Annotated in this window: 6 protein-coding genes; 1 reads left to right on the top strand and 5 read right to left on the bottom strand. The window is 66.0% G+C overall.

Features of this window, described 5'->3' with window-relative positions; all coding sequences use genetic code 11:
• Positions 1 to 129 precede the first annotated feature (129 nt).
• The 4 genes from ABD188_RS05975 to ABD188_RS05960 form a co-directional block, all read right to left on the bottom strand.
• Positions 130 to 7,860, bottom strand: a complete 7,731-nt coding sequence (locus ABD188_RS05975; RefSeq protein ID WP_344059483.1) for a SpvB/TcaC N-terminal domain-containing protein — start codon at positions 7,858 to 7,860, stop codon at positions 130 to 132.
• Between the two features lie 260 nt (positions 7,861 to 8,120).
• On the bottom strand, positions 8,121 to 8,873 hold the full coding sequence (locus ABD188_RS05970) for a sugar phosphate isomerase/epimerase family protein (protein ID WP_344059481.1): 753 nt from the start codon (positions 8,871 to 8,873) through the stop codon (positions 8,121 to 8,123).
• Entirely contained in the window at positions 8,870 to 9,244 is a 375-nt protein-coding gene (locus ABD188_RS05965; protein WP_344059478.1) for a cupin domain-containing protein, read from the bottom strand. The genes ABD188_RS05970 and ABD188_RS05965 overlap by 4 nt, the downstream gene beginning before the upstream one ends.
• Before the next feature lie 31 nt (positions 9,245 to 9,275).
• On the bottom strand, positions 9,276 to 10,277 hold the full coding sequence (locus ABD188_RS05960) for a Gfo/Idh/MocA family protein (RefSeq protein ID WP_344059476.1): 1,002 nt from the start codon (positions 10,275 to 10,277) through the stop codon (positions 9,276 to 9,278).
• Positions 10,278 to 10,523: 246 nt separating this feature from the next.
• On the opposite strand from ABD188_RS05960, the gene ABD188_RS05955 reads away from it, so the two are divergent.
• Positions 10,524 to 12,512 carry an aldo/keto reductase gene (locus ABD188_RS05955; RefSeq protein ID WP_344059474.1) on the top strand — a complete coding sequence of 663 codons (1,989 nt, stop codon included), beginning with the start codon at positions 10,524 to 10,526 and terminating at the stop codon, positions 12,510 to 12,512.
• Between the two features lie 70 nt (positions 12,513 to 12,582).
• Here ABD188_RS05955 and gnd read toward each other — a convergent pair whose 3' ends face one another.
• Positions 12,583 to 13,644 carry a phosphogluconate dehydrogenase (NAD(+)-dependent, decarboxylating) gene (gnd, locus tag ABD188_RS05950; RefSeq protein ID WP_344059472.1) on the bottom strand — a complete coding sequence of 354 codons (1,062 nt, stop codon included), beginning with the start codon at positions 13,642 to 13,644 and terminating at the stop codon, positions 12,583 to 12,585.
• Between the last annotated feature and the right edge of the window lie 83 nt (positions 13,645 to 13,727).

Here is a 13,727-nt window from a genome sequence, read left to right as displayed (position 1 = left end):
ATTAGTCCGCACCATGTCCATTCATCCGAAGCTGTTCTCGACAATCGGTCCGGCAGCGGCGGTGAGGGGCAGATGGCCGCGCGAATGTCACGCAGTGCGCGCGCCGAAATTCACACCATTGCAATGCCGTCACCGCCGAATAGTCGCGTCGAAACCCATACCTTCGAAGATCGATCTCAACATCTCGCCCTCGAGATCAGGCGCCGTGGTTGTCGGAATTCCCACGGGGAGACCGGCCATTCGGCATTGATTGATTACATACGACTGGTTGAGTACGCCGGACTGAAGCGTGATTTGGACGGAACCATCCGGTCCCAGGATCGCCGCTCCGCCGAACATCCCTGTGTGACCTGTCCGCGCCTCAGCGAACGTGACCGGCCTTCGCGAAAGAAAACTGGCGCCGTGAAGGTGGGTCCCGTTTCGAAGTGCGGCGGGGACGGTCTCTCCCGATCGGAGGAAGGCAACATCGGGTGTTTCCCTGGCACCGGTCGCAATCGCGACCCACTCTCGGTTGCGAGGGTCGACGGTGACAGAGAAGCCCTGGCCCTCGGCGAAATGCCGGAGTTGAGCGGCAGCCTCCCTGTCCGGTCCCTGCGCCATGATGACGGGTACGCCTTCGATCCCGTCCACGGCCCTGGTGGCTATCGGCTCGTTGTGCAGCGCCGTTCGTACACCCGAAATTGATGGCCCAGCCGATGGCTTCGCCACAGAACCACTGATGATTCCACGGGGTCCGCGCACGGCGCTCACTAGAGGACCTACGTCGATCAATGCCCCGATCGACCAGAATCCGAAGTCGATTCCCAGACCGCCCTTCGCCAACTCTCTTTCTTGTGGGTTGTCGCTGAGCAGCGGAGCCAAGCTCTCGGCCGTGCTTGTCGCCCAATCCTCCATCATCTTGCGGGGATCGAGATCGCTGAGCTTGATCTGCATCAAAGTGTTCGCCCAGTCATCCGCAGTCATTGACGCCAGGCCATATACCGTCGCGATCTTTTCGTCGGCTCTCAGTTCTGCCCCATACGCTCTTGCCGTTTCATCACTCACGCCATTGTCGAGATCTGCTTGTATCTCGTCGACTCGGCGATGCATCGCATCGATGAAATCAGATTGTGGTTGTTTGCCGTCGGGGTCGATGAATAGTGTTGGGCTATTTGCGAAAGCCGAATACGTTGACCTCGTCGGCGTCTGAGCTCCGAGAGGGTCGCAAGCGGTCCATCGCGCCAGCCACGGGGCGTAGTACCGCGCACCGTGATACGACAGACCGGTCTCCTCGTCGCGCTCCATCCCCGTGTAGCGGTACCGCTTCGCCGCCGCCCGGATGCCGGCATCCACGCCCTGATACGACGTGCTGCCATACGGGTAGTACTCCTCGTAGGAGATGATCCGAGCCTGATCATCCAGTTCGAGACTGGCCGAGCCGAGGTGGTTGCCGAGCTGGTACCGGATGAGCTGCGCCGGAGAACCGTCGTCACCCGAAGCGAGCGTCTCGACCATCGCCACCCGCTGGGAGCCGTCCGATATGTGCAGCGTCTGGCGCTCCAATGTGGGCACCGCGTCGAAGTCGCCGTACTCGCGGTACAGCTCGAACCCGCCGAGGTAAACGCGCTCGGTCTTCCGCGTGGGCACGACGTCCGTTGCCGCCTGCCGTTCGGTGATCTTGCGGACGCGCTGGCCCAAGCCGTCATAGACGTACCAGGTCGTCTCCGGCGTGCCGGCGCTGACCACCTGCCGACTGGTCGCCCCCAGCTGGTCGAGGAAGGTCCACTGCATCACCGAGAGGTGCGACATCCGCGTCATGTTGCCGTGGGCGTCGTAGGTATGGATTTCCCGCGGTCCGCTGCCGACTCGGGTCGAGCTCAGCCGGTTGCTGAACGTCGCGCCGTCGATCAGGCTGGGTTCCGCATAGGAGTAGAGGCGTGTCCAGTCTCCGTCAGCGGCACGGTGAGCCAGTTCGCGGATGTTGCCGGCGTCGTCGTACGCGTATTGCTCGGCGTAGCGCCGCATCGCTCCTTCGTCGTTGGGATGAGGTCGACCGACGCGGAACTCGTCACTCCAGCTCGTCTCCGGGTTGCTCAGCTGGCCGATGTGCTCACGGCCGGTGGCTTCGACCAGTTGCGAGAGCGCGTCGTAGGTGTAGTCGGCGCTCGGCTCGACGCGCTGGTTGCGGAAGAAGACCGCCTGCTGCGCGTCATCCTGGATGTGCGTGATGTTGCCGATCGGGTCGTAGGTGTAGCGGAGGTCCTGCACCACGTCCTCATCCGGGAAGGCTGTCGCATCCCGGCTCGTGAGCAGGCGAACCAGGCGGAATGTGAGCGGGTCGTAGGAGTAGGTCGTGGTCACCCCCCGCCGGTCCGACCCGGCGCCGCTGCCATGGGCGATCGATCGGCGCTGTCCCTTGGCGTCGTACTCGATGCCGGTGACGAAAGGTGTCCACACCGGCCCGTCATCCCGCACCTCGCCACGCAGGTTGACGTCGATGCGCTCGAGCAATCCCGCCTCGTTGTAGGCGGCACGCATGACGCTGCCGTCGGCGGATGTCGCGGTAACAGGCCGGTTCAGGGCGTCGTAGGCGGTGGAAGTCGTGTGGCTCTCGTCCTCCAAGGCGACCACCCCCGACCAGTCCGGCACACCCTTGTAGTCCCTCGCGAGACGGCGATTGCCTCGCTGCAGGTTGCCCTTGAAGTCATACGCTTCGCTGGTGACGACGCCTGCGCCGTCGAACACCTTCGAAGTCCGGGTGCGCAGGTTCAGCGCGACGTCATCGTCTTGCCCCTCGCCGTACTCGATGCTCGCGAACATCACCTCGTGCCCGAGCACGCGCGGGTCTGACTGCATGGCGTCGCTCCCCGCGACGAACGTGTGCCGTGGCCTGCGCAGCGCGTCGTACTCGGTGCGGAAGGCGTGGCCGCGGCCATCCCAGGTGCGGATCGGCTTGCCGCCTGCGTCACCGAGAATCCTGCGTTCGCCGGCCTCCCCGCTGGCGGCGTGCACCTGGTTGCCGAGCATGTCGTAGTCGTAGTGCATGACCGTGCGATCGAGTGCGTCGACGATGTCGCGCTGATTGCCCTCAATGTCGAACGCCACGCGCGTACGCAGGAATGACTCCTCGATCGGGGTTCCCGTGCGCTCGACCCTGTTGTGCGCGATCGTCAGGCACGCACGACCGAGACCGTCCAGGTGGACGACCGTCGGTGTGTCCGCCGGCACCGACGTTCGGATGGCGGCCGCAAGCTCCTGCGCACCGAGCGCGCCGCCGCTGCGCTGCTGGTACCACGTGGGCAGGTAGGAATCCGCGGGCAGACGCGAGAAGTGGCCGCCCACATCGAGGTCTGCTCCGGGATTGCCGATCCGCGCCGTGTCACCGGCATCCCAGCTCTCCTGCCGCCACGGATCGAACACCACCTTCTGCCAGGTGTGGTCGGGGTGGACGGTCGCGACGACACGCCCCAGCGGGTCGTAGCAGAGGATGGGGCTGACGCCCTGGCGGGTGTCGAACTCGAAGCCATGCGTGCCGGTGAAAAAGGGCTCGAACTGCCGCACCGGCCTGCCCTTGTTGCTGAACACCGTCCAGCCGCTGCCGACCCAACGCGGGTCGACGGGGGCGTCGCCTTCGACCAGAGGTCCAGGCTCCGCCTGGATCTTCTGCTGGATGTCTCGACCGAATCCATCGGAATAGGCGAAGGCATGCTGGATTCTGGTGTTCTCGCCCTCCAGCAGGTCGGCGGCGTGCGTCTCGCGCGCGAGCGAGTACACGACGGATGGCGACGGCTGTGCGGCGGACTGGGTGCGCTGGTAGGCGGAAAGGTCGTACACCAGCCGAGTAGTCGCCCCCCGCAGGATGCTGTGAGGAGCCCCGAGGGGGTCGGCGAGATGCGCGAGCATCTCGGCTTCGGTCAGCTCGGACTCGAACCCCTCCAGGGTGTCGCCGATCCCCTCATCCGGCTTGCCCATCGCGGCGGTGCCGACCACCATGCCCAGCGCGTCGAACGCGACCTCCGATCGGTTGCCGTTGGGATCGGAGACGAGCCGCGGCTGAAGCGTTCGGTAGTCGTTGACGGCCGTGACGGTGTTGCCGAGCGGGTCCCGTGTTTCGACGCCGAGCAGGTCATAGTCGTCCGCGGTCGCGGTCGCCACGTTGCCGAACGGGTCCTGATACCGGCGCGGAAGGAAGAAGTGCTCCTGCGCGGTCGCCAGCTCTTGCCCCGGGGTGTCGGCGGGCTCTGGCGAGAGGAACGTGCGGCCAGCGGGCACCCACCAGCGTCCGTCACCGTCGACATCCACGTACCCGCCTTCGTCGGCGAGCATTGCGGGTGAGACGCGATCTCCGAAGAGGTCCAGGACGAGGCCGGGCGTGAAGGCCAGCTTGTAGGTCTCACCGCTCACGGCGAGCGCCTCGGCCACACGCACGGGCAGGAGCGCTGACGGATCGCCGGCGGCGGCACCCAGATCATCGGGCCGGTACTGGGTGCGCACATGCTCGATCAGACGCTTCTGGCCGGGCCCCGCCGGTTGCTCGTAGGGAATCTCGTCGGCAGCGTCCAAAGCAGCGAAGACGGCATCCCACCCCAAGCGCGCACCGTCGCCTTCCGGGGTCAGCCCGGCCAGTTCGTAGCTGCGAGTCTCGGCGGCCAGCGGCGTGCGGTAGGCGTCATCCTCGTCGATCTGGTTGGTGAACTCGTTCTCGGTGCAGAAGACGTGCAGTCGCGCCTGCTCGATCTGGTCTGCGATTTCCAATCCCGGATCGGTCTCCTGACGGCCATAGCTGACAGCGGCGGAGCGCAGCACGTTGCCGAAGTCGTCGACGTCGAGCGTCAGGGAGTGGGCGATGCGGGGATCCCCGGGGTTCCGCTCGTATTGAGTGGTGAGTGCCTCTCGGGGATGCGTGAAGAACACCGCGCGGCTGTTGCCCGCCTGGCGCTGCAGGCAACGGACGGTGAAATTCTTGTCGGTGACGACATAGGGATGCTGCTGGATGTCGGTGCCGTCCAAGGCATAGACCTCCTGGCGCAGCATCGAGCCCTTCAGAGCGCGGCATGCGTCGCGCTCCTCTCCGGCCGTCAACCCGAGCGGCATGACGGATTCCCCGAGAAGGAGCCGTCTCGCGCGCGCATCGGGCACCGGCATCCCGAAGTCATCCGGCTCTCGGTAGTACTCGCCGGTGTCCGCGTCATCCAGCAGTCCGGCGAAGAAGTTCGCGAGGCGGTCCCGTCCCAGATACGCACCCGTGTGGAACCACGTGCGCGTGAGAACGGGCGGAACGTGGGAAGACTCGTCGAGGTTCGTGCCGAGCAGGTGTCGATCACCGAGTGCGGCGAACTCCTCCGTGTCGGTCTGATCCACTCGGGCGAAGCCCCGGAACTCGCGTTCGACCCCGTCGAAGTATCCGTGATGGTAGGAGTAGCGCGTCGCGAAGCGGTTGCCGCTGACGCGGTCGAACGTGTCGACCCGATCGACGACATGGACGGGGAAGGGGATCCTGGTGACCCACGGTGTGCCCGCGAGCTTGTCGGCGAGGTAGAACGTCGTCGACGGCGCATAGTGGATGTGGGTCTCCGCGCCGAGGTTGTTGACCGCCTTGATCAGCAGATGCGGTTTCACGGAGCCCATCAGGTCGATGTACCGCAACGGCCGCCGCGTGTCACCGGGCAACGGTGACGACCAGACCAGACAGGCCGTGCCGGTGCCGAGCAGGTCGACCGTCCTCACCGAGGCGAGAAAGTCGACCGATGGAAACTCTCCAAGGCGTCGTGGTCTGCTCCACCGGTTGCCGGACTGATTGAAATACAGATCGACCCCGTCGCGGCCCAGATAGATCACGTCGTTGGCGCCCGACCCGTCGATGTCATTGAGGCGGATGCACTTCTGGTCGAACCGGTCGGGTTTGTCGAACCACGGAGCATCGTCCATCGTGACCTTGGGACCGAACCGGCCGTATCCCTGGTTCGGCCAGTAGCACACCTCGCCGTTGCGGATGCGGACGAGATCGGTGAGGCCATCGCCCGCCATATCCGCAAGGTAGATCGACTCGGAACCATCGGCGAAGACGAGGCGTGGACCCTGCTCTTCGTCCGAAGAACGGCGAGCATGCTCGGCAGGGCCGAATCCGTCCTCCGCCAATGACGGATGCCACGTCAGGGCGTCGTGCTCGGTGATCAGCACATCGGCATACCCGTCGCCGTTCAAGTCCACGAAACGCAGGTTCGGGTCATCCCACGAGAGGTTGGGCAGGCTGGCGAATGCTCTGAAAGGCTCCCAGTTCGCATCAGGAGTGCGCTCGAAGAAGCCGGGGGTGGGTCCGGCGAAGGTCACCAGGTCGAGCTGGCCGTCTCCGGCCAGGTCGAGCAGTTGCTGCCTTCCCCCTTGCAGGGTGGCCGTCGAGGGTTTGGCGGCAACCGCTTCGGCTCGGGCGAACCGCCCTGCGCCGAGGTTCGCCTTGTAGAGCCACGTATCGGCCTGCTCCGTCAGGATGCCGGCGAGCCCCTCCCCGTCCAGGTCGGCCCAGTGGTACGTGGCGTCGTCCACCCCGCCGGGCAGGTTCTCGAGGCTGTCCGCATCGAGCTCTCGGATGTGCTCCTGGATGGCGGCCCTGCTGTACTCGAGTTCGAGCGGCGGCAGGGACTTCGTCAGGTAGGTGACGTACGCGGCGGCGCCGCGCCGTACGACCGAGACGGTCTCATCGCGGATGAACCCCGACTGGGTGGCGGTGCGGATCAAGGAGGCAGAACGGGTGCTGCCCTGATGGAGCAGCTCGTCTTCGATCGTCGGGGACTGCGAATAGTCGAGGTCCGCGTACTCGAACGCGGTGGCGCGCACCAGGCGGGGTTCATCGCCCAGTTCGTCGAAGCGGTGGAACATCAGCACCTGACGGCATCGTCGATAGGTGCGCACCTCGAATCCGGCGCGGTGGGACGAGAAGGGGTCTGGGCGAGCCGTCCAGGACTCCGCCGGTGCGGACGATGCGCGAACCCGCCGGTGCTGTTCGGCCTCGGGCACAGCGGGATCGAAGTCCACCTGTTCGCAGTGGCCCTCGTCGTAGTCGAAGACGACCTCGAACATCCACGTTGCCCGGTCGAGGTCCGGCTCGATCAACCGCGAGACCCGGTTGCCGTATCTGATCCGCTTCAGATAGCGGTTGGCCGTCCGGCTGCGGTTGCGCTCGTTGGCCTGTGACAGGTCGACGCCCTGGGAATCCTCCGCAGCATAGTCATAGGCGACCGCGTTGCCCTTGTCGTCGTACGATTCGCAGACCAGCCAGCTGAAGACGTGCCGGATGTCGGCGGGATCGCTGATCCGGCTCTCCGGCGTCCTGCCGTACAGCGTCGTGACGTTGTCGCGAGAGATGCTTCGCCAGTGGGTCTCGCCGGAGGACGGCGCGCTCCATCGCTCGATCCTGGCGAACGGGCCCTCGATGCGAGGACGATAACGCCGGACGAGGTAGGTCACACCGTCGATCTCGCGCTGTCCGTCGTCACCGTCCCCGTGCGGAACCGGCACCAGGTCCTCGGCCCCGGACAGAAGGAAGACATCGGACTCGTCACCATCCCGGTAGGCCGGCAGCCCTTTGTCCGTCTTGCGGGTCACGGCGGGGGTCGACAGGTTCCAGCCCCAGCCGAACGGGCCATTTCCGGCACCGGAATCGTAAGAGAGCGAGAGCTGCGGACCGAAACCTGATCGCCCGGGGCTGGTGTAGATGGGAACACTCAGCGAACCGGTGCCGGTGACCGGGTTGGTCGAGAACTTCTCGCCGATTCCCCGGATGGCGCCGCCGCCCTTGGGCAGCGATAGGGCAGTCGGCCCGAACTCGACACCGCCGCTGTTCGCTTCTCGAGCAGGCTCGCCGCGGCCCGGCACTGCGGTCATCGCTGCGGGAACTCGCTGAGCGCCGTGAGCTGGCCGACCTGCTTCGTCCACGAAAGATCCACTTCCCAAGTTCTCACACGAGGAGAACCCGCGGCCCGAGCGTGGCCGGCATCCCTGGATGCAGAGATAGGGGAGGTCGATCGACGCTTGAGCGTGTTGATCCGATCGCCACGATTCTCACACAGAACGCGACACTCGGCGAGACCCCTCGGAGCCGTCCATGGGCCGGGGCGTGCCGCCCGGGTGACCGAACGGAGGGCTCAGCGCCCCTGCGCCTCGAGCCACTCGCGAGACATCCGGAATCCGTCCGGGAGCGATGCGGAGCTCTCCTCGTCGATGCACAGCCAGCCGTCATAGCCGGCACGATCCAGTGCGGTGAGGACCCCGACCAGATCCAGATCTCCTCGGCCGACGATGCGCCAATCGTCATCGGCGTAGTCCTTGAGATGCACGTTGTCGACGAAACCACCGAACTCGTCGATGAAGCCCGGGAGGTCCTCCACTCCGGAGCGCGCGAGGTGCGCGGTGTCGACGGTGAGTCCGAGCAGCCCCGGCTCCATCCCCTCGAAGAACTCGTGGAAGTCGCTGAGCACCATGACGGGCTGATCGGTGTGGTGGTGCAGCGAGAACCGAACTCCCCGATCGTGTGCACTCGCGGCCACCCCGGCGAGCGTCTGCGCGAAGGATCGCCGCAGCTCGCGGTCCACCCCTTCGTGCGGATGACCATGGCAGAAGATGATCCGCTCCGCGCCGACCGTCGCGGCGAAGTCGATGACCTTGTCGATCCGGGCGAGCCCCTGGGGGTCGAGCGAGTCGCCCATGATAAGCCCGGAGTAGATGCCGACATCCGTTCCCAGTTCGTCGAGCGCTCGCTCTGGAGTATCGATGTACCGCTCGTACTGCGCGCCCTTCAGCTGCAAGCCCTCGTATCCCTCGGCCCGGAAGCCGGACACGTAGCCGCCCAGCTCACCAGCGGCGACGGGCTTGGAGAATGCCCTGCGCAGTGCGCTCACTCGCCTATCACCTGCCGACGAGCCGTGTCGAAGATGATCAAGAGCTCGCACTCGTCATCGCCGATGTTGACGGCGTTGTGCGTCGCTCCCATCGGGATCGAGATCGTGTCGCCGGGGCGCATCTCGACGTACTCGTCGTTCACCCGGTGGCGGATGGTGCCCCGCACCACCATGAGCACCTCATCGCAGTTGGGGTGATGGTGAACCGGGTTGTTCTTTCCGGGCTGGATGAAGCACTTCCCCACGGTGAGCACGTCTGAGTTGCCCTGCGAGTCGGCGACCATCCATTCCAGCCGTCCCCATTCCTGGGGTTCGACGAGTGCCGTGCCCGCGGGAACGAGCCCTCCGCGGCGGATGTGTTCGGGGGTCATGTTCTCTCTCTCGGTGGTAGGTCAAGGGGAGTCAGGGCAGCAGACCATCGACGAAGGTCACCGGCTCGCCGGTGGCCGCGGATCGGTAAGCACCGTCGATGAGGGAAATCGTCTTCAGATTGTCGCGACCGGAGTTGGATGCCTCGGTTCCGCTGTCGATCGCATCCAGCAGCTTCTCGAGAGCGCGGTAGGCCGACAGCGGCTTGTTGCCGTCGAGTGAGTACTCATTGACGAACTCCTCGGCGCCCGCCGCCGTGGCCACGACGACCTTGCCGTCGGTGATCCGCAGTGTTCCCTCATCCCCGAGCACGATGGTGTCCCAGTCCGTTATCCAGCTCGCGAAGCTGTCGGTGTAGGTGACGGTCACATCGCCGAAGTGGATCTGGATGCTCGCGTCGGTCTCGCCGATCGCGGTGACGGATGGCGCCGAGAAGGTGCGTGCGACGAGCCATGTGGCGTCATCCGGAACGAGCATGCGGAAGCCGTCGAGCCAGTGCACCCCCATCACCATCAGCGCATGGTGCGCCTGCTCATTGCGCCAGCCCTCGTCCTGTCGGTGCATGAGCTCGCGGTGATTGATCGCGCGGACCCGTCCGATGCGGCCCGCCGCGATCAGCCCGCGGGCGAGCTCGAAACCGTAGTACTCGCGGAAGTTCTGGTCGACGGCGAGCTGGACTCCGCCTTCGTCGGCGGCTCGCACCAGTTCGAGCGCCTCATCCAGCCCGGCGGCCATGGGCTTCTCCACGAGGATGTGCGTGCCCGCTGCAGCCAGTTCGCGCACCGTTTCGAGGCGCACGTGGCTCGGAGTGCACACCACGGCAACGTCGAAGTCGACGGTGTCGAGCGCTTCGCGTATCGACGAGAACGACTCGGGGATGCCGTACGTGAGCGTCGCCCACTCTCTGCGTTCGGCGGACGGATCGACCACGGCCACGACATCGATGCGGTCCGGACGCATCTGAAAGCCGTCGAAGTGCATGGAGCTGACGCCGCCTGCACCGATCACCGCAATGCGGGCAGGTTGTGCCGACATCCATGTCCTCCTGAAGATGCTCGGAGGTCCGTGCCCGGACCCGGGTCCGCGCACAACGGTGTGCGCTCTCCATCATCCTGTCGTATGAGGTCGGATGTCGGACTCGCCCGACAGCTGATCTACCGGCGACCAGCCCCCTCGTTTAGCTTTGTGGGATGCCGACGCGCTGGGAATCAGCCCACCGCGAGCCGCCGGCATCCGGCACCTCAGACAGACCGTCACCCGACCAGAACGGACCGCGTTTTCATGAAGCACGTCAACTGGGGCATCCTCGCCACCGGCAACATCGCGCATCGATTCGCTGAGACGCTCGCGACGTCCGAGACCGGAACGGCCGTGGCTGTCGCCAGCCGCGAGCACGCGAAGGCCACCGCATTCGCCGAGGAGTTCGACATCCCGACTGCGCATGGCTCGTACGACGATCTTCTGGCGGATCCGAACGTCGAGGCCGTGTACGTCAGCACGCCTCACCCGCAGCACGCGGAATGGATCATTCGGGCTGCCCGGGCCGGCAAGCACATCCTCTCCGAGAAGCCCGCCGCCCTGACATTCGCCCAGGCCGAGGCGGCCATCACGGCCGCGCGCGAGAACGACGTCTTCTTCATGGAGGCGTTCATGTACCGGTGTCACCCCCAGACCGCACAGCTGGTCGACATCGTGCGATCCGGCGAGATCGGCGACATCCGGCTCATCCGCGCGATGTTCAGCTTCCAGACGACGCGCGATCCGGAGGGAAGGCTCTTCGCGAATGCCCTGGGCGGTGGCGGCATCCTGGATGTCGGCTCTTACTGCATGTCGATGGCCCGCCTTCTCGCGGGTGCGGCGCAGGGCCTGCCGTTCGCCGAACCCGTCTCGGTCAAGGCTGTCGCGCAGCTCGACCCTGCCGAGGGGACCGACCTGTACTCGACCGCGGTGCTCGAGTTCGACGGTGGCCTGCTGGCCGAACTCACCACCGGCGTGCTCTTGAACCAGCCCAACACCGTCGCCGTCTACGGATCAGAGGGCAGCATCACCGTCGATCAGCCCTGGTTTCCCGGCGCAGCAGGCTCGCGGATCGTCGTCTCGCTCGACTCCGGCGAGCATCGCGAGATCGAGACAGAGACCACGGCCAACGCGTACCACTTCGAGGTCGACACCGTCGCTCGTCACCTCGCGGATCGTGCGGCGCCCTCGCCGGCCATGAGCCCGGAGGACACTCTGGGCAATATGCGGGCTCTCGACTCCTGGCGCGCGGAGGCCGGCGTCGTCTACGGTGCGGAGCGGCGTGACCAGTTCGTCCATCCGCTCTGGGCGGAGCGACTGTCCGTCCATCACACGGCCGGTATGGAATACGCCTCCCTTCCGGGCGTCGAACGGCCACTTGCCCGACTCGTGATGGGCGGGGTTCCGACGACGACAGTCGGTGGCCAGATCGTGCTCGACGACTACTTCGAACGCGGCGGCAACGTCATCGACACCGCCTTCCACTACGACGGGGTCGACGAATCGATCGGCCATTGGCTGCGGACGCGCGGAGTGCGCGAGGACGTGTCGCTCATCGTGAAGGGGGCTCATACCCCGAACTGCACGCCCGAGGCACTGAGCGAGCAGCTCGAGATCAGTCTCGAGCGGCTGGGCACTGACCACGGCGAGATCTACATCATGCACCGCGACAACCTCGACGTCCCGGTCGGCGAGTTCATCGACGTCCTGAACAGCCATCGCGTGGCGGGGCGGATCGGGATCTTCGGCGGCTCGAACTGGAGCATCGACCGGCTGTCCGAGGCGAACGCGTATGCCGCCGCGCATGGCCTCCAGGGGTTCTCGCTGCTCAACAACCAGCTGAGTCTCGCGGCCCCTGTCGAGCCGGTGTGGGCCGGATGCCTGAGCGCCAACGACCCGAACTCCCGACAATGGCTTGCGGAGAACCACTTTCCATTCCTCGCGTGGTCGAGCCAGGCGAGAGGGTTCTTCACGGCGCGCGCCGCTCCCGACCGACGATCGGATGCCGAGCTCGTCCGCTGCTGGTATTCCAACGCGAACTTCGAACGCAAGCGTCGTGCGGCGGAACTCGCAGCGGCGAAGGGTTGCGAAGAGATCAACATCGCGCTCGCCTGGGTCTTGTATCAGCCATTCCCCACCTGGACCCTGATCGGCCCGGCGACGACGGGCGAGCTGCACAGCAGTCTCGGCGCGTTGAAGGTCTCGCTGACGCCCGAGGAGGTGGCCTGGCTCAACCTCGAGTCGGACCGGTAGGCGACGCTGCGCGGCGGTTCACTGTCGCGGATCCAGGAGTGGGCTCGCGGACCCGCGTGACCTGCCAGACCTACGCGGTGTCGGAGTCGGCCTTCCGACTGCCCGCCTCCAGCACATCGCCGGCGGGCAGTTCCTGGTGTCCGCCGAACTGCAGCCGCATGGCGGAGAGCAGCTGGTTCGCGTAGTGGTCCTCGCCCCGTGACGCGAAGCGTTCGAACAGGGATGCCGCAAGGACCGGCACGGGAACTCCGGTGTCGACCGCGGCCTTGATCGTCCACCGCCCTTCGCCCGAGTCCGATACGCGACCCGCCAGGCCGTCCAGCGTGGGGTTGGCCTCGAGCGCGGCCGCCGTAAGATCCAGCAGCCACGAAGAGATGACCGAACCGCGACGCCAGAGCTCGGCGACCTTCGGGGTGTCGATCGTGAACTGGTAGAACTCCGGCTCTTCGAGCGGTGCGACCTCGGCGGAATGCTCCGACTCGCGGATGCCGGCATCCGCGTTGTCGAGGATGTTCAAACCCTCGGCGAGTGCGGCCATGATGCCGTACTCGATGCCGTTGTGCACCATCTTCACGTAGTGACCGGCCCCCGACGGGCCGCAGTGGAGATACCCCAGTTCCTCGGGTGCGTAGTCCCCTTCGCGCCCTGGTGTGCGTGGGATGTCGCCGCGTCCCGGGGCGATCGTCTTCAGGATCGGCTCGATGATCTCCAGCGCCTCGTCGGGTCCGCCGACCATCAGGCAGTAGCCGCGTTCCAGGCCGAAGACGCCGCCGCTCGTACCCACGTCGACGTAGCGGATGCCGCTCTCCTTGAGCTTCGCAGCCCGCCGAACGTCGTCGCGATAGTTCGAGTTGCCGCCGTCGATGATGATGTCACCCGGCTCGAGCACGGCCGCGACCTCATCCACGACCCGCCCGGTGAGCCCTGCCGGAATCATCAGCCACACCACCCGTGGCGACTCGAGCGTCGCCGCGAACTCAGCGACACTGCCGATGCCGACGGCGCCCTCGCTCGCGAGCGCGGCCACCGCCCGGGGGCTGACGTCGAAGACCACGGCTTCGTGGCCGTCCCGCATCAGCCGCCGCACCAGGTTCGCGCCCATCCGCCCGAGACCGATCATTCCCAGTCGCATGCTTCTCCACCCGCCCGCCGTCGCCTGCGCCGGAAGCGCCTCGGCCTCAGGGCAGTTTATGGCTGGTTCGCTTCTGCGAGGTT

Origin of the sequence: Microbacterium pumilum, from assembly GCF_039530225.1 — a bacterium.
Lineage (GTDB): Bacteria > Actinomycetota > Actinomycetes > Actinomycetales > Microbacteriaceae > Microbacterium > Microbacterium pumilum.
This window is presented reverse-complemented; position numbering and strand designations above follow the sequence as displayed.